We start from the raw sequence: 17,664 nt of genomic DNA on the forward strand, positions 1-17,664 counted from the left end.
ACGGGGCACTGAGCGCACACAACCGCCCTGAAAGCCCGACGCCGGTCGTCAACGACGCCACGATGGAGAACGCCTGGTGTGAGCGCCATCTCTCTGAGTTTTCGACGTACGAGGACCAGATGGCGGATTTCGACAAGTTCCTAGAGCCCTTCTTCGAGTGCAGAGACGGTGCTAGCGTGTGGGTCATGCAGGACTGCTGGTTATACGATCTTTGGGGTCCAGAGATACAGGCCAAATACCTCGCCAGGACATACATCATCAACTTCGTGCTCGGCGTCCCGACCTTCTGGTGGCAGCTCAAGGAAGGCTCCGAGCTTTATGCCCACGACTGGGGAATACTGAACTACCAAACTTGCGAGCCACGACCAGCCTATTACACGTTGCAGGCCATCTGCGCCGGCCTCGACAGCACCATGACTCCACATCCGCTGTGGTTCAGGTTTCCAGACAGGGACCCCGGGCCTCTCCGCTTCTGCTCATTCATCTCGCCTACCGACGTCCGAATCGCGATTTACAGGGACGTCAAGGCCGATAGCTCGACGCCGGAGGCCGAGCCGCCCCAGAGCTACGACCTTGAGATCGAGAACCCATACGGCGGCCTCCCTCTTGATGTCTGGCCCGTTCAAATGCAGACCTATCCCAACTTCTCTGTGCCCGAGGACAAGCACCCGTGCATCGAATCTTACGTCACCTACGAATATACCGCCTCGCTGAGGACGATCATCCTGCACGATGTCATAGTCGCTGACTACCCCGTCATCATTAGCCTCGGCCGGGCGCCGCACAACTGATGCAGAAGCCTCGCCGTGGCGTTCGGGCTGTTTTGCTTTGAACGGCCCTCCCTCGGCACATTCCCCTCTTTGTGGCGACTCCATCTTCAAATCCCAAGCCCGGATAGACCCGCCGAGACTCATCAGCCGGCGTGGGGATCGATGCCATGAACGGTCAGGATTAGATGCTCGATCGTTTTGAGAATCTCACCTATGTACTGCTCGACCGCATGTACACTGCCCGGCAGTGCGTAAACAATGGTGCGCCCCATGACTCCGGCGATGGACCGGCTTAGAAGTGCCGTAGGGATTTGCGCACCGTATTTGAGGCGGACGTAGTCCATGATGCCCGGTAGAAGCTTGTCGCACATAGGCGCGACCACATCAGGGGTGATGTCTCGTGGCCCAACGCCAGTGCCGCCTGTCGTGATGACCACATCTACCCCGTCTTCTCGCGCTGCTACAAGGAATGCTCTCAGCTTTTCTGGGTCGTCAGGAAGCAGATAGTTTACCACCTCTTGCCGCCAGCGTTTGGGACGAAAGAACTCGTTGAGAATGGCAGTGATGCGAGGTCCGCTTCTGTCCTCGTAGTCTCCCCGGCTTGCCCTATCGCTCAAGGTAAGAACTCGAAATGAGAGGTTATGAGGATACACCCCGATGGCATCGCCCGCCGCGATGCTACCGCCCGACCTGACCCGGCAGAAGATGCCCTCACGTGGCATCACGCACTTGCCAACCTGTTTGAAAACGCTGCACCCGCCCGGGTGGCAAGCCTTCCCGATCTGGGTTACCTCAAGGCGGGTCTTGCATATCGTGAACTCATCTAATAGCGACACTTCAGAGAGGTCCAACCCCCACGTTGTGATGTTCTCCGCGAAGTCCCCTGGCGCAAAATCGCGACCGACATCGGCTGAAAACGTGTCAATGGTCTCCTTGCTCAGCAGGCTGACCTGCCGATGCCACTGGCCTGCGTGGGCGTCCGCCTCAATGCCCCGGTCGGTGAGCTCGATGCTCTTGACCGGTCTCTTACATGTCCCCCTCTGTCTCGAGATATTGACCGAAAGAACGGTCGGCTTAGTTTTCCGGTGCTGTTTCATTGTGGATTTCTCTTGTCCATTCTGAGCTGCGCATCAATCGGAAGGCGGTGTTCGTTGTTTGCTCTCATTCGACATCGGTTTTGGCCTTCGAGAGCAGAACTATCTCCCCGATGCGCATCTTCTTATCGACTGCTTTACACATGTCATAAACTGTTAGCAGGGCGACTGCGACCGCGGTGAGCGCCTCCATCTCAATGCCCGTCCTTGCGATGCAGGACACCTCGCTCTCGACCGAGACGCTGTGTGGGTCAAGACTCGCCGTCACGGTGATACTCGTGATGGGGAGTGGATGGCAGAGCGGGATGAGCTCTGACGTGCGCTTGGCAGCCTGAACACCTGCGATCTCCGCCACGCTGAGGACGTCCCCCTTCTTGATGTTGTTAGCGGCGATTAGTTCCACTGTCCGCTCGGCGAGCTCAATCCTGCCCGAGGCGCGCGCGACGCGAAGCTGAGGCGTTTTGCCGCTAATGTCCACCATCCTCGCCCGACCCTTGTCATCGATGTGTGTAAGCTCTTCGGCCATCTCAACCTCCCATAACGTAGAACTCGTTCTGAGCGCCCGCCCGCCCTGACTCGGGCTTTGCAGCGACCGCGCGCCTGATGGCCTCGGCCGGGCCGAGCTCGCGGCATGAAAATGCTATGTCATTGAAAAGACAGGGCTTCACTAAACCATCGCTTGTGAGCCTCAGTCGGTTACAGTGCTCGCAATCGCCGCCGGTGCCGCCATCAACCACCCAGAACTTGCCCCCTGGGATGTGCATCTGCCGTATGAAACGAGCCTCAAGCCCGTGCTCCTGCGCGAAACGCCGCACTGGGACGGCGTCTGGCTCTGCGGACGATCTGTTAACGACGCAGTTAATCTTCGTGCCCTGAAACCCCGCGTCCTGCGCGGCGCTTATTCCCTCAAGGACGGGTCCGAGCTCTCCACGGCGCGTGATCTGCCGGTATCGCACGGGGTCAAGCGTGTCGAGGCTTATATTCAGCCGGTGCAGCCCAGCGCTCCTGAGGGGCGCAGCAAACTCGCCCAACAGTGTGCCATTTGTGGTCATGGCAAGGTCCTTAACTCCATCAATCTCTGCGAGCATGGAGACGAGCGTTACGATGCCCCGGCGAACTAGCGGCTCGCCGCCAGTGATCCGAACCTTGTCGATGCCCATCCTGACGCCGGTTTTGACTACGTGCAGTATCTCCTCAAACGACAGGATGTCAGCGTGCGTGGTAAGCGGAACGCCCTCGGGTGGCATGCAATAGACGCAGCGCAGGTTACACCTGTCGGTTACGGAGACACGGAGATAGTGGATGCGGCGGTCAAATCTGTCGAACATGAACCATCGCCCCTCTGTCGAGCCTTGTGACCCCAGCCGGAATGCAGATGATGCCGTCGGCCTGGGGTAACGCGCGGGTGTGCGCCGAGCCGTGGTACTCGATCGGTCTCACAGCGCCGCTTGGGGTCAGGACAACTGGATACCAGGCCTCGCGGCTCGTTCTGCGCTTTTCGATGGCCTCCTCGAGCGGCATTATTACGTTAGCGGGCGCGTAGTCGTGCCCCTGCATCCGGAGAAGGAACGGCTTGACCAAGAGCTCGAATACGACAAAAGTGGAGACAGGATTGCCCGGCAGGCCAAAGCAGAATCCGTCATCCGAGACGCCGAAGTGAGTCGGCTTACCCGGCTTGATCGCCACACTCTCGAAGAGTAGATGGAAACCACAACGCTTCAGGATGGCGGGCACGAGGTCGTAATCCCCGACTGAAACGCCCCCGGAGACAAGCACAACATCGGTCTTGTCAATGGCGTCCCGCAAGAGGGAGTCGATCGCGTGCTCGGTATCGCGCGCAATCCCGAAGTAATGAGGGAGGCCGCCCACTGTGGCAACCTGCGCTCGAAGTTGGTAGCTGTTGCTGTTTCTTATCTGTGAGATGGCCGGCTTGTCAACTGGTTCTACCAGCTCGTCCCCCGTCGCAATGATACCCACACGGGGTCGATCTGAGACCAGGGGAGCTATGCATCCAACCGAGGCGAGGACAGCGAGATGCTGAGGCCGGAGCCACTCGCCGGCGTGAAGAACGATATCGCCAGCTTCGGTGTCCTCCGCCTTATAGCAGATGTTCGTCGCTGTGTCCTTCCCAACAAAACGGATTGTGTTCTCGGGCGTGAGCTCAACGTGCTCCTTCATGATCACGCAGTCGGCGCCATCAGGAACCATCGCACCAGTCATTATCTTGGCGCACTCGCCCGGACCCACACGTCGCGTCGGTATGTGCCCGGCCGGGACCACTTCGCGAACATGAAGCTCCCTGAACAGGTCCTCTCGCCGAATTGCGTAGCCATCCATGGCGGACTTGTCGAAGGGGGGCATGTCTATGTCAGAGACTACGTCCTGGGCTAGGACTCTGCCAAGGGCCTCGTCGAGCGCGACCCTTTGGGTAGGAAGTCTAGGGGCAGAGAAGAGGACGCTGTTGTACGCCTCCTCACGCGATACCATTTTGGCCAATGTAATCCTCGTAATCGTTGATGGTGTTCAGGTTCTTCAATTGGAGGCGTTGCTCGAGGGGGTAGTAGCGAATCCTGGCGTGCTTGAAGACTTCGGAGACCTTCCGCGAGCAGTGCCCAAGGGAGCTGCGCATGGCCGGCAGGATGCTCTTATTATAGATGGCAAAGAGCGGCTCGAACGTCCCTTCTGCGCTTTGTGGGATGACCGCATCGTAGCCTTCAGAGACCGCGATCATCTTCCTGAGCAGCGGTATGTTGGGCTCGGGAATGTCGCACGCAACCACAGCGTTGGTCTCCCTGGACGAGGCGAGAAGCGACGAGAAGATGCCCATAAGTGGGCCGTGATTGGGCGCGATGTCCGGAACAACTGGGATGTCAAGGAACCGGAACTTCTGTGGGTAGTTTGCGCTCACGATAAGCTCCTCGAAATGAGGCGCAAGCTGGTCCGCGATGTGCTGTATCATTGGGCGACCGTTGATGGGAAGGATGGCCTTGTCCGAGCCCATACGGTAGCTGCCGCCGCCAGCCAGAATGATCGCTGTGGCATCCTCCACTAGCCCCCAGCCGCGGTCTGAGAGAACAATGCGGCTCATGTCCAGGTCGAAGTCGTTCCCGTCTGAGAGCAGTATCCGGTCGGCATTCTTCAGCACATTCTTGGCTGATTGTTTGAAAGTCTGTGACTCCCTATCCTTGACGATAACGAAGACGCCGGGCCTGACAACCTGACGTAGGCTGTTCGATTCACAGACCAAGACCGAATCCCGACCCGTGACCTCAAGAAGCGCGATCGCCCCCTCGCGCAGGTGCGACCTGAGGCAGCGGAGCCAGAACACGCGTGAGGCCCCCGCCCGTAGCATACGTGTGGTGTCCTTGCCGGGGCACGTGCCTCTCTCCTCGGTGATGCAGAAGTTGCCTTCAAGGGATGTGCATACGCCGCAGCCTTGGCCACCTCGGGGGCAATTCCCGTCCAGCTTCTCTATGGTCGTTACCTTTACGCCAACTATCTCACGACTTCGCACATACCGCCTGATGAGAGCGCAGGCGAGCTCAGTCTTGCCCGCGTTTCGTCCGGCCGAGCCGATCATGAACATCAGTGGCAGAGAAATCATATTCTCGATACCTTATGGTTTTTGTCGTTATTCCTTTAAGAATCGTGCCGCACTGGCTTTGAAGTAGACCCAGACTGCCTTGCCGACCTCAAGACTAAGCGACCTGACAGACGCTTGCGTCAGAAGCGCCGACAACTTCACACCTATTTGAACAGACACCTCGACGCCGAGTTTCGCCGGGATGATGTCTAGCACGTTCCCCCTGAAGACGTTCCTCGCACTGGTCTGGGGCTGCTCGTTGGAGATGGCGATGTCCTCGCTACGGACGATGAGGCATCCGGGACCTGGGTCGGCCTCTGTAAGCACGCAGAAACGAATCCCACTCGGACCGGTGAACTCCGACAGTTGCCCATTGCCGGCGGCACGCTTGAGCGTTCCTCTGAGGAAATTCTTGATCCCGACGAAGCTCGCAACGAACTCCGATTCAGGCCTCTGGAATATCGCTTCCGGCGTCCCGACCTGCACGATTGTCTCGTTCTCCATGACCGCGATACGGGAGGCCAGGGACACCGCCTCCTCGTAATCGTGTGTAACGTGCAGCATTGTTTGACCACGTCGGTTGAGGTCACGAAGCAGCGAGCGAACCTGCCAGCGCGATGCCGCATCCAGCGAGGCGATTGGCTCATCCAAGAGGATGCACCTGGGCTCGGTGGCAAGCGTTCTGGCCAGCGCCACGCGCTGCGCCTCGCCCCCAGAGAGAGTCTGTGGACTTCTGTCGAACAGCTCTAGTGCGTCAACAGACTTTGCGAGCTCAAAGGCCCTCTCGCGAATTTGGGAGCGCTTGAGGCCACGGGAGTGAAGCCCGTAGGCGATGTTTTTCTTGACTGAGAGGTGCGGAAAGAGAGCCTGGTCCTGATACACGAGCCCGATTCTCCGTTTCTGCATCCTCTCCGATGTTATCTCTTTGCTGTCCAGAAAGACATGGCCACTGTCCGGACGCATCAGCCCCGCGATTATCTCGAGAAGCACAGTCTTACCCACGCCGGACGCACCGAGCAGGACGAAGTACTCGCCCTCGTTCACCTCAAACGACACGTCTTTCATCACGAATGATCCGAGCCGCTTCGAGAGGTTCTCAACGGCCAGCATTCTTTCTCCCTTGTGCTAAAAGTCGCAGAACGACGAACATGACGAGGCAGACCAGCATGAAGAGAGCCGAGACGGGTCTTGAGTACTTCAGCCCAAATGCGCTGAAGCGCTCGTAGATAAGGATCGGGGTGATCATGGGGTGGTAGGCAATGATCATGACAGCCCCAAACTCGCTCATGCCCCGACCCCACATCAGCACAAGCCCCGAGACTATCGCTCGCCACGCCAGTGGCACCGAGACCGTCAGAAATACCCGCAGCGGGGACGCACCGAGGCCGAGAGCCGCCTTCTCGAGCCTCTCGGGAACCGCCGCAAAACCATCGCGAGCGGAGTTAATGAGAAAAGGGACGCTCACGAACGCCATCGCCGCGCCTATCCCCACAGGGGTGCCAACTATCTCAAAGCCCATCGATTCCGCCGCGCTGCCCACCAGTGTATCCCTGGCAACGATGCCCAGTATAGCGATGCCAGCGACGGAGTGGGGAACTATGACGGGGAGGTCAACTATGCCGGTAACAAATCCTTTCAGCGGGAAGTCCTTGCGGGCGAGGATGTATGCAAATGGGATGCACGCGACCGCAAACACCAATGTCGCAGCCATCGAGACCCACAGCGTCAGCCATATACTCTCGCGGACCTCCGCGTCTTGTGCGGTCGCGACTATTTCCCCAAACGTCGATTTGAGGTATATGCCCACGAGCGGCGCCACGATCAAAAGAAGGACGACGCCGCCAAGTGCGCTGAACGTTAGATGCAGCCAAGAGAGCTGACCTTTCGCTGCCGCAGTATTCTTACTCATCCTCGTTACTTGCGCCCGAGCTCCTCATCTTAGCCACGTGCCGTGCCTGCATGAAACGCTCTCGTGCTTGCCTGTTGTGTGCTCAAGGCGTCTATCCCTTTACGGCGAATTTCTTGAGGCGCAGCGGCAGTTTGTCGTAAGTGTTAGTCGGCGACGGAACGACGGAGGGCTGGCCGTTCTTTTCCATAATCGCGATGCCCTTGTCCTTATCCAGAAGAAACTCAACGAAGGCAAGCGCAGCCCCCGGATTCTTGGAGCTCTTGGGAATCGTTACTCCATAGACCATCGGAGCTCCTCTTTGGGAGATGAACTCACCCGGCTTTTTGCCGGATATCTTAACCGAGACCGAATCATACAGACTTGCCAGCGCCGTTTTCTTCAGGTTCACCTCATCCGGCAGCAGGAGATACTTGAGGCCATGCTGCTCAGCCACCGAGCGATACAGGAATATGTAATCGATTGTGTGAGACTCCAGAAGGGCCAGGAGGTCAACCTCCTTTGGCCGGATGAACCTACTGTCCTTCTTGAGCATCTTTTCTGCGAGGCCGGGCTTCTTGTAGTGTTTCTCGGCGAGCTTCATTGTCATAATCGACCGGTAGCCGCATGGATCGGCGTTTGGGTCTGACCTGCCGAACCTCACTCTCTTGTCGAGAAGAACCTCGAACCAGTTGTCTCGATCGATCTTATCCGACAGCCGAGAGGCCTCGTGATAGACGATCGTCATCTCGTTCGCTGCGAACGAGATGTTCCAACTTGCATACTCGGGGACCAGAAGCGTGTCGATTACCGTGTAATCCGCCGAGGCCATTACGTCGCACGGCCTTTTCAGGTCGGAAATCTTGCGGGCGCAGGTCCTGCTGCCGGCCGCCTCGCGAATCACTTTCACGTTCTGATACTCTTTCATAAACGCTTTGGCTATCTCATCGAACGGAACGGCGAGGCTGCCCGCATGAAAGACCACGAGTTCGCCCGACAGGCCGCTACCTTTCGTGCCAGCAAGCGACAATGTCCCCAAGATGACAAGAGCAAGAACCACAAGCAAAATCCTTCTCATTTGTTTCTCCTTTCTAGACTCTCAATGTGCGCCGTAAAGGCGCTTGAAATGGCATCGTCAACATCAGAGCGGAACTCGGAATACGCCTCAAGCCAAACCCTTCCCGCCTCGGTCAACCTGGTCTCGCCGCCAGAAATCCCGCCCCGGCGCCTCTCGACGAGCGACACGTCAAGAGACCGCTCGGCCTTCTTGAGGTCGCCCCAGGCCTTGCGATAGCTCATCCCAAGCTCCGTCGCCGCCGCCATCAGCGAGCCTTCACGTTGGATGGCATCGAGCAAACGCCACTTGCCGTCTCCGAAAGCACCCTCCGCATCCCTAGTCGAGAGCCAGAGCTTGAACCTCGGCCGCAGACCCTCTTTCATCTACCCACTCTCCGGACGCTCGCCCTCTGCCCTTGACCAGCTATTTGAAACACCCCAACTGACAGTTGGAGATGCGAATCTTGCTCTGATTGCACACGCGGCTTATCTCGTGCAATTTGACGTCGAGTCGCTCCGCGAGTTTGAAGGCGTCGGCGCAGTTGAGCTTCCGTCGTTCGCCCTCCACATAAGACGCATCCATTATTGCAGTTAGTAGTTCGTCATTCACTCCCATGTTGCCTCCGTTATTCTTGAACGATTCGGCATCGCTCGGAGGTTATTAACCATCCGATATATTTTCGTTTGGGGATGTGATATGTCGAGTGCGACATATCCCACCCAAAAGAAATGGCCTGATAAAAATACCAGACCACTCCATTTACGCTTTAACTATAACGCTCCACTATCATTTTGCAGACCGACTTCATCCCGATGTCCGTCGGGCAAACATCGTCGCACCGGCCGCACACCATGCAGGTCTTGTGGCCCCAACGCTCGACGTCGGCGGCCAGCTTGTGATGGATGCGCCGATGCGTTCTCTGCATCTGCTTGCCCGATGGGTTGTGCCCACTCGCCTCCCGCATAAAGCCGTCAAACTGACACGAATCCCACACTCTTTGACGGACCATTTTGCCGTCGCGCTTACGGTCATAGACCTCGAAACATGTGCAGGTTGGGCACGCCAGATTGCAGCTGGTGCAGGCGATGCAGCGGGCTGCGATTTCGTCCCAGAACACGTCAGGGATTTCATTCGCACGGATGAGCTCCGAGGCCTTGTCGATCGTATCCTCGTCGTCGGTGGGGAGCGCGTCCGATTCCTTGTTCAGAGCTTCTATCGCGTCCCTGTCGGCCCCGGATTCTGGCGCGACGAGTTTTTCTGTAAGTTTCCTGCCTCTGTCCGTGTAGGGCTGGACGATGAATGACTCGCCATCGGAGATGAGCTCGATGTCGCACTTGCCGCCGGCTATCTTCATGAACTCGCCGTCCTTCCCACATCTGCCTGAAATGCCCACCACAACCGAGCCGTCGCGCTTGTTGAAGTAGATGTTGTCGCGGTAGTTCTCGGAGAAGAACTTGTCGATGAACTCGAGGCAGTCGAGGTCCTGAGCTGTAAAGCCCACGACCATGATCGGTTTTGGAACTGGTCCTGCCATCTGGAACTTGCCTTGTTCGTCAACCACGAAGACCTCATCGAACTGCGGGAAGAAGACGCTCGTAGGTTTCTGAGGAATCTTGCCGCCCTGAAGCGCAAGAGGACCCTCTGAGAGACCGCCGAGCACGCGCGTCCCATCGTGCAGCTTGACTGGCACTCGCAAGTCGAAGTCGGTCTGAAGCGATTCGAAGAATGTTTTTAACTGTTCTGCTGTCGCTGTTTTCATGACACCCCCCTCATCTGTGCTGCGCACACTTTGTATTCTGGTATCTTGGCCACTGGGTCAAGCGCATTGTTGGTCAACACGTTCGCCGCGCCCTCCTCAAAGTGGAAGGTCATAAACAGGTGCCCTGGGATGACGATGTCGGAGACCCTGGCCATTGCTTTGACCTCGCCACGGCGGGTCGAGACAATGACCCAGAATCGATCGTGGATGTTGAGTCTCTTGGCGTCATCAGGATGCACCTCGACGTAGGGGAAACGCTCCTCGCGGTCCAAAAGCCGCGACCTTCGCGTCATTGTCCCCGTGTGGAAGTGAAAGTAGCAGCGACCAGTGGACAGAACGAACGGATACTCATCGTCCGGCAGCTCCGCTGGTGGTTTGTATTCTGCAGGACTAAATAGCCCTAACCCGCGGGTGAACTTGCCGACGTGCAATACTGGCGTTCCAGGGTGGTTCCGGTCAGGGCACGGCCATTGAAGGCCGACCTGGTCGAGCCGGTCAAACTGCATGCCGCCGTAGCTCGGCGTGACCCCGGTTACCTCGTCCATGATCTCCTTCGGAGAGCTGTAGGTGAGTCCGTCGTAGTCCATGCGCCTCGCCAATTCGCAGAGTATCTCCCAATCCTGTCTGGCCTGGCCTGGTGGGTCGCATGCTTTTCGGACGCGCTGGACTCGACGCTCGGTGGAGGTGAAAGTCCCATCTTTCTCCGCGAAGCACGCTGCCGGCAGGACTACGTCCGCGAACTTCGTAGTCGGAGTCGGGAAGATGTCCTGAACCACGAGGAAGTCCAGCTTCTCCAGCGCATCTTGAACGTGGTGTTGGTCTGGGTCTGACATCATCGGGTTCTCGCCCATCACATAGAGGGCCTTCAGCTTGCCGTCCGCAGCCGCATTGATCGCGGTTGTGACGGTTAGGCCCACGTTCCCGGGCAAGTGCTGGACACCCCACGCCTTCTCGAACTTCCCACGCACCGCATCGTCAGTAACCTTCTGGTAGCCTGTATAGACGTTCGGTAGCGCCCCAAGGTCGCATGCGCCCTGGACGTTGTTCTGGCCACGAAGCGGGTTCACGCCTGTCCCGACTTTCCCAACGTTACCCGTGAGCATCACGAGGTTTGCGCAGGCTTGGACGTTGTCAACGCCGTGCGAGTGCTGAGTGATGCCCATAGAGTAGATGATCATCGCCCTAGCAGCGCCAGCAAACATCCGCGCCGCCTTCTCAACCTCATCAGGCGTGATCTTGCATATCTTGGCCGTCCGCTCGGGCGTGAACCTCCCAACGATCTCCTTCAGCTCGTCAAATCCCTCTGTCCGTGTCCTGACAAACTCGTCGTCCGCAAGGCCATCCTTTATGATCACGTGCATCAGACCGTTTAAGAACGCCACGTCCGTCCCGTTCTCGAAGCGGATGTGCATGTCAGCAAGCATGGCAAGCCGTATCTTGCGGTTGTCCGCCACGATGAGCTTCGCTCCTTGCGCGACTGCTTTGACGATTCGCGTTCCAATCAAGGGGTGTTGCTCGGTCGTGTTGGACCCTGTCACTAGAATGCAGTCGGCCTTCTCTATGCACGAGATCGAGTTGGTCATCGCGCCTGAGCCAAACGTCGCAGCCAGACCTGCGACCGTCGAGGAGTGGCAGAGCCTTGCGCAGTGGTCAACGTTGTTGGTCTTGAAGACCGCCCGCGCAAGCTTCATCATGACGTAGTTCTCCTCGTTCGTCGTCTTGGCTGACGAGAAGAAGGCCACAGAGTCGGCGCCGTGCGCATCTTGGACCTTTTTGAGCCTCGTAGCTATCAGGTCGAGCGCCTCGTCCCACGAAGCCTCGACGAGATTGCCGTTCTTTCTTATCAGCGGAACGGTTAGCCGGTCTGGGTGGTTTACGAAATTGAACGCATTCCAACCCTTAACGCAGAGCTGGCCTTTGGAGACGACGTGGTTGCTCGAAGGCTCCACGCCGACCAGATGCCCCTCTCCATTTGTCATAAGGTAGAACTGGCAGCCAGTGCCACAATAAGGACAGGTAGTTAGTGTTCGTTTCATATTGCCCCCCTCAGCCCGCTAATCTCGTTCAGCCAGAACACCGGCCCATCGAGGCAGCAATACAGGTGCTCGATGGCGCAGTGTCCGCACTTCCCGACCCCGCACTTCATGTAACGCTCGAGCGAAACGATGATGTGGTCCTCGGTCATGCCTTTCTTCTTCAGCTCCGCGATCACGAACTTATACATGATCGGCGGCCCGACGATCACCGCTATCGCTTTCTGAACATCGATCTTCAGGGGCGGAATCAGGACCGTGATAAGTCCTATCTCACCCTCGTCAAAACAGCCGACGCCGGGCACGCCGTCCACAGCATATTTGCACGCAAACACATCCAACTGCGCCCAGTGGGCGAGGTCCTCCTTGAACAACCTCTCCAGCGGCGTCTTAGCACCATAGAGAATCGTTATCTTCCCGAACTCCTCCGGCCTATCCTGGCAATACTGGATCAGCGAGCGCATGGGCGCAAGGCCGCATCCCCCAGAGATGAGCAACAGGTCCTTGCCGGCCAGCTTCTCAACATCGAAAAACGTGCCAAACGGCCCACGGATGCCGACTTCGTCGCCATCATTGAGTCGATGCAACGCCCCAGTTAATGTTCCGGCGTTGCGCACTCCGAGCTCAAAGTAGCCTCTCCGAGTCGGCGAACTCGCCACCGAAATCGGCGCCTCGCCGTATCCCAGAATCGAGAGTTGGACGAACTGCCCGGGCTTCTGGCCGAGCTCCTGCGCGTCCGGCATCTGAATTCGGAACAATTTCTCCATGGGTGTCAGGTCTCTTATAGAGACGATCTTGCAGGGAGTCGGGAGATACAACTGCTCTGCGTCCCTGGCCAATGGCTTTGTCGTGACACTCATAAATTCAGTTCCTCAATTGGTCTTGTATCTTGCCGTTTCTCTAATCATTCAGTCTTTGCTCCCTCTGAGAAAAGCATACCAGTAACCTACGCCGACGAATAGCGCGCCTCCTACGATATTACCGAGGGTAACAGAAATGAGATTCTGGCTCCACATGCTTCCCCAGTTGATCGTGTTAAGCTGCGCTTGGGAGAGCCCCGAGGCGACGACAGCCTTGGTGAAGCTCTTTGCGTAGATGCCAGCGGGAATGAAATACATGTTGGCAACGCAGTGCTCGAAGCCGCTGGAGACAAACGCCATGATAGGGAAGAAGATCGCCCAAACTTTTCCAACAATGTTCTTGGCCGCAAGCGCCATGTAAACCGCAAGACAGACCAGCCAGTTACAACCGATCGCCCTGAAGAAAAAGGCCCAATTGTGCCCGAGGCCCTGCGGCGATGCTGCCACCTTGCCGTAAGCTATACTCAGCGCCGTGCCGCCTACCGGCCCATCGAGAAGCCCAGATTGCGATGCGACCATCCATGCCAGAAAGATCGAGCCGAGCAAGTTCGCGACGTAAACAACGGACCAGTTACGAAGCACGCCTCCTAACTTGACTCTTTTGTGGGCACAGCCACAACCGAGCAAGCAGTTACCTGTGAACAGTTCTGATCCCGCGATCACGACCAACATGAGGCCGACGCTGAAGACGGCACCCATCGCTAGCTTCTTAAGGCCCAGTATGCCGATCCCGGTCCCAACTGTTGTGGCCAGGTGTGCCCCAAAACCGATGTAAACGCCAGCGAGGATTCCAAGCCATGCCATTTTGCCAAAAGGCAAGCGCGCCTTCTTCTCGCCAATGTCGAGTAGGGATTTCGCCACTTCTTGTGGTGAATTGAAACTCGCCACTTTTTTCTCTCCTTCCTTTGGAGGTCAGTCTGACAACAAAGAACACTTCTGCGCAAGATAGATCGAGGCAACTCGCCTCTGCGCTATACACATCTCCATTAAAATACTGATCAAAAGAAATCTAAATGCAGGGTTCAGCCCCCTTCTGCTGGGCAATCTATAGGGCAGCCGGGCAGATGTCAAGCAAAGCTTGTTAAAAGAATATCAGACTCCCCTGCGACCCAAAAGTAGCGAATCCACCCCAATCGGATTCTTACGGCAAGAATCCCTTAAAACGTTTCTACTTTCATGCTATCCGGGAGGTCATCCGGGGCGAAGGCGCCGTAGTATTCAAGAATCAGGTGTGATGAACAAAGGTTACGACTCCAACCTTCAACTGATGGCTCGTTCACCATATCGGTTGCGACGGTGAAACCGCGGACCGCCAAGCGACAACGGCTCTTGCTTGAAGCCTGTTTGGGTCGTTGACCTATTCAACTCGTGCGTGCTATTGTTATGCGGTTTTTTTGAGAATGGGCAGGGGCGTGGTCGAACAGGGACGATGCGAGGCTCTATACCTCGAGGTGGGGGTTCAAGTCCTCCCGCCCCAGCCACCGGACGAGTTGTAGGTTAAAAAGTTGCCGGTCGTGGGACGCCGCTGTGCAGAGATGGCGAGGCCGGGATACAAGAGATATTGGTATTTCGTGAATGTAGAATACTTAAGCGCCGAGGAATACGAAGAGCTTGGGCTCACATCTGGTATTGAGATCCATCAGCAGATCAAGACCGCGAAGAAGCTCTTCTGTCATTGCCCGGTAATAATGCACAAGGATAACGACTTCGACGCGGTCGTGGTTCGGCACATGCGTCCGACTCTTTCGGAGCTTGGCGAATACGACGGGACGGCCTTGATGGAGTTCAAGACCAAGAAAGAGGTCGTCTATCAGCTGTATCACGACTGTGTCTGCACGTATGAGATGGACGATACGCCGCCGTTTATGATAAACCAGGACGCGGTCGATATAGCGATTGTGGTTTCTCTGCTGCTGGGCTGCACGATGATCGATGAGCTGTTCATCACTCGCAAGCAGTATTTGGACGGAAGCATCCCGACCGGCTTCCAGCGCACGTGCATTGTGGGGATAGACGGAGTCATTCGGCACAAGGGCAAGAGAATCCGCATCCGGCAGCTGGGACTCGAGGAGGACGCTTGCCGAGAAGTCTCTGATGTGGGGCATCGCATCACCTTCAAGGCCGACCGGCTTGGCATGCCGCTGGTTGAGGTCGTTACGGAGCGCGACATGGTGACGCCCTGGGAGGTTGAGGACGTCGCGGAGCAGATCGGCACGAGCCTGAAGGCAATGGGACTTGTGCACCGGGGGCTCGGTAGCGTTCGGCAGGACGTGAATGTCAGCATCGCTGGTTCGACACGGGTCGAGATCAAGGGCGTGCCCAAGGTGTCTCTGATCGGGCCACTTGTCCACTACGAGGCGCTGAGGCAGAAGCATTTGCTCGAGCTTAAGGAGGAGCTGGCCAGCCGAGGCGTCACAAAGGAGAGCTTGAAGTTCTGGAGCGTGGACGTTGCCACAATGGTTGGCGAGCTTGGCTCCGCAATCCTCGAAGAACAACTTGACATCGGGCCGGGCAATTGCGTTGTGGTGATAGGCCTCGGCAAACTTGGCGGAATTCTCAGCCCAGAACTACAGCCGGGAAAACCTTTCGGATACGAGGTCTCCCAGCGGATCAAGGTGATTGCTTGCCTCGACGGCGAGCCCAACATAATGTGGAACGACGGCAAGGGGCGAACAGGGGACATCAGCGACAATGCTTGGTCAAGAGTCTTTTTGGCTCTCGGCGCCTCAACAGATGACGCGGTCATCTTGGTTTGGGGGAACAGACAGGATGTAAAGACAGCTGTGTCGGAGACGCGGTTGAGGATCGAGGACGCGATTGACGGCGTTCCCAACGAGACAAGGCAGGCGTATGAAAATGGGACGACCGGATTCGAGCGAATTCTCCCCGGGCCTAACCGCATGTATCCAGATACCGACTTGCCGCCGATTGAGATTCCGGCTGAGCGGATTGAGCAGGCCAAGTCGAGAATTGAGGCAAACCCGTTTGAGGCGTTCGAGCGTTTTCGGAATCTGGGCCTTTCCGAGGAGGCTATCAAGCAGCTGATGCGCACTGGTAAATGGAAGCTCTTTGACCGATTGGTTAGCGAGCTGGGAGTTGAGCCCTGTTTTGCGGCCTTCGTTTTGACGGAGCGTTTGAGGTGGCTTGAGCGAGCGGGTTTTGACGTGTCCGAGCTGTCGGATGACGAGATTTTCGAGATTTTCGAGGCGCACAAGATGGGCAGGTTGTCCCAAGAGGCAGTTTCTTGGGTGTTGCGCGACATTGTCGTGTTCGACGATGCGCTCGAGGTGGCGATGGAGCGTTATGCGCTCGACTCTACCGGCGAAGAGGCTGTCAATGAGGCTGTCTGCGAGCGGCTTAAGTCTCGTCGGGACCTGCTTGACGTGTTGCCTGCCGATAAGGTCTTCAATGCGCTGATGGGGGACATCATGCGATCAACCTGTCTGAAACTTGAGCCCAGGAGTGTTGCGAAGGCCCTTCGCAAGGCCCTGGGCGAAGTTCATGAGAGTAGTTGAGGCGGCGGCTCGTTCTGTTGCTCGGCTGGTCGCGAGGAAAGTCGCCAGAAACAGGCAGGTCGCTGAGGTCCTTTTCGACAGGTGCAGAACGCCATCAGACCTTGTGAGGTCGGGGCTGAACCATCTGGCTTTTCTCCTGAGGCTTCCCAAGATACCATTTCTTACGAGCGTGATGCTCGAGACCACGAACCACTGCAACCTACGATGTCGCTTCTGTCCGAGCGCCAAGATGCACCGTCCAAGGGGATTCATGGACCCCGGCCTGGCCGAGAGGGTTTTGAGAGACTGCGGGAGGCTGCAATACGTTTATCTATATGATTGGGGCGAGCCGATGCTCCATCCAGAGCTTCCTTCCATAATCCAGACAGCCTCGCGCCTCGGCCACAGGACTTTCATGGTTACGAACGGGACTTTGCTCACACCGTCGCTTTCTGAGGCGATCATTCGAGCGGGGCTTTCTGCGATATGCTTCTCAATTGACGGGCTTTTTGAGATATACAGCTCTCTTCGTGGTTTCGACTACCGGGTTTTGGAGCAGAGGGTCATGGAGTTTTTGGGCACGAGGGAGCGGCTCAACCCGAGGCTAAGGGTCGAGATCAACTACGTCGTATCGCGCGAGACGGAGCAGCAGGTTGAGCGCTTCAGGTCAATCTGGGCAGCTCGAGTGGACCACATAACCTTCCAGCCGATGCTGATGTATAGCAAGGTTCGTCGCTTCAGGCCTTGTAGGGAGCTTTGGAAGGGGTCGCTCGTGGTCCTTTGGAACGGCACCGTGGTTGCGTGTTGCGTGGACTACGACGGCGTTCTCAAGGTCGGTGATGCGACCGAGGAGAGCATCACGAGCATCCTCAATTCCCGGCCGATGGTTCTGCTTCGCTCGGACCATGTCCGAGGACGCTTCTGCTCACTTTGCAGCTATTGCTCGGAGTATGAGACGGAATGCGTTGACGGGCGGTTTGACGGCAGAATCTCCGGGCAAGAGGGTGCACCTCTCTCGTAGGGGCGGTGCTTGCCCCGCCCGTCTGCCCATTTGGCGGCCCGCTGGTGTAGGGGCGGTTCACGAACCGCCCTTCTCCTGATTTCCGCGGGATGGGCGCATCGATGAGAT

The 17,664-nt window shown here is 57.2% G+C and carries 17 protein-coding genes; 3 read left to right on the forward strand and 14 right to left on the reverse strand.

Going from position 1 to position 17,664, the window contains the following annotated elements:
* A partial coding sequence (locus tag VM163_12635) for a hypothetical protein (protein ID HUT04725.1) occupies positions 1 to 791 on the forward strand: 791 nt, incomplete at its 5' end.
* A 122-nt stretch (positions 792 to 913) separates the two neighbouring features.
* Here VM163_12635 and VM163_12640 read toward each other — a convergent pair.
* From VM163_12640 to VM163_12705, 14 genes are all read right to left on the reverse strand, one after another.
* Complete coding sequence (locus VM163_12640) at positions 914 to 1,867, reverse strand: molybdenum cofactor synthesis domain-containing protein (GenBank protein HUT04726.1); 954 nt, start codon at positions 1,865 to 1,867, stop codon at positions 914 to 916.
* A gap of 64 nt (positions 1,868 to 1,931) precedes the next feature.
* Complete coding sequence (gene moaC / locus VM163_12645; protein HUT04727.1) at positions 1,932 to 2,390, reverse strand: cyclic pyranopterin monophosphate synthase MoaC; 459 nt, start codon at positions 2,388 to 2,390, stop codon at positions 1,932 to 1,934.
* Position 2,391: 1 nt separating this feature from the next.
* Entirely contained in the window at positions 2,392 to 3,192 is an 801-nt protein-coding gene (locus tag VM163_12650; GenBank protein ID HUT04728.1) for a radical SAM protein, read from the reverse strand.
* The gene (glp, locus tag VM163_12655) at positions 3,176 to 4,351 is read right to left on the reverse strand and encodes a gephyrin-like molybdotransferase Glp (protein HUT04729.1); all 1,176 of its coding nucleotides are present in this window, start codon (positions 4,349 to 4,351) and stop codon (positions 3,176 to 3,178) included. Before glp ends, VM163_12650 begins: the two co-directional genes overlap by 17 nt.
* Positions 4,338 to 5,468 (reverse strand): molybdenum cofactor guanylyltransferase, encoded by a 1,131-nt coding sequence (locus tag VM163_12660; protein HUT04730.1) that lies wholly within the window; start codon positions 5,466 to 5,468, stop codon positions 4,338 to 4,340. Before VM163_12660 ends, glp begins: the two co-directional genes overlap by 14 nt.
* A 27-nt stretch (positions 5,469 to 5,495) precedes the next feature.
* Positions 5,496 to 6,557, reverse strand: a complete 1,062-nt coding sequence (locus VM163_12665) for an ABC transporter ATP-binding protein (GenBank protein HUT04731.1) — start codon at positions 6,555 to 6,557, stop codon at positions 5,496 to 5,498.
* Positions 6,544 to 7,356 carry an ABC transporter permease gene (locus VM163_12670; GenBank protein ID HUT04732.1) on the reverse strand — a complete coding sequence of 271 codons (813 nt, stop codon included), beginning with the start codon at positions 7,354 to 7,356 and terminating at the stop codon, positions 6,544 to 6,546. The genes VM163_12665 and VM163_12670 overlap by 14 nt, the downstream gene beginning before the upstream one ends.
* 91 nt (positions 7,357 to 7,447) lie before the next feature.
* The gene (wtpA, locus tag VM163_12675) at positions 7,448 to 8,410 is read right to left on the reverse strand and encodes a tungstate ABC transporter substrate-binding protein WtpA (GenBank protein ID HUT04733.1); all 963 of its coding nucleotides are present in this window, start codon (positions 8,408 to 8,410) and stop codon (positions 7,448 to 7,450) included.
* Complete coding sequence (locus VM163_12680) at positions 8,407 to 8,772, reverse strand: LysR family transcriptional regulator (protein ID HUT04734.1); 366 nt, start codon at positions 8,770 to 8,772, stop codon at positions 8,407 to 8,409. The genes wtpA and VM163_12680 overlap by 4 nt, the downstream gene beginning before the upstream one ends.
* A 40-nt stretch (positions 8,773 to 8,812) precedes the next feature.
* Positions 8,813 to 9,004 (reverse strand): hypothetical protein, encoded by a 192-nt coding sequence (locus VM163_12685; GenBank protein ID HUT04735.1) that lies wholly within the window; start codon positions 9,002 to 9,004, stop codon positions 8,813 to 8,815.
* Between the two features lie 151 nt (positions 9,005 to 9,155).
* Positions 9,156 to 10,148, reverse strand: a complete 993-nt coding sequence (locus VM163_12690) for a 4Fe-4S dicluster domain-containing protein (protein HUT04736.1) — start codon at positions 10,146 to 10,148, stop codon at positions 9,156 to 9,158.
* Positions 10,145 to 12,184 carry a formate dehydrogenase subunit alpha gene (fdhF, locus tag VM163_12695; GenBank protein ID HUT04737.1) on the reverse strand — a complete coding sequence of 680 codons (2,040 nt, stop codon included), beginning with the start codon at positions 12,182 to 12,184 and terminating at the stop codon, positions 10,145 to 10,147. The genes VM163_12690 and fdhF overlap by 4 nt, the downstream gene beginning before the upstream one ends.
* Positions 12,181 to 13,041, reverse strand: a complete 861-nt coding sequence (locus tag VM163_12700; GenBank protein ID HUT04738.1) for an FAD/NAD(P)-binding protein — start codon at positions 13,039 to 13,041, stop codon at positions 12,181 to 12,183. The genes fdhF and VM163_12700 overlap by 4 nt, the downstream gene beginning before the upstream one ends.
* A 48-nt stretch (positions 13,042 to 13,089) precedes the next feature.
* Positions 13,090 to 13,929, reverse strand: coding sequence for a formate/nitrite transporter family protein (locus VM163_12705; protein HUT04739.1), 840 nt, complete (start codon positions 13,927 to 13,929; stop codon positions 13,090 to 13,092).
* Between the two features lie 626 nt (positions 13,930 to 14,555).
* Here VM163_12705 and gatE point away from each other — a divergent pair.
* Entirely contained in the window at positions 14,556 to 16,556 is a 2,001-nt protein-coding gene (gene gatE, locus VM163_12710; GenBank protein ID HUT04740.1) for a Glu-tRNA(Gln) amidotransferase subunit GatE, read from the forward strand.
* Positions 16,543 to 17,556: a radical SAM protein gene (locus VM163_12715; protein HUT04741.1), complete on the forward strand. Its 1,014-nt coding sequence runs from the start codon at positions 16,543 to 16,545 to the stop codon at positions 17,554 to 17,556. Before gatE ends, VM163_12715 begins: the two co-directional genes overlap by 14 nt.
* Positions 17,557 to 17,664: the final 108 nt, after the last annotated feature.

Source organism: bacterium (assembly GCA_035527515.1).
Lineage (GTDB): Bacteria > B130-G9 > B130-G9 > B130-G9 > B130-G9 > B130-G9.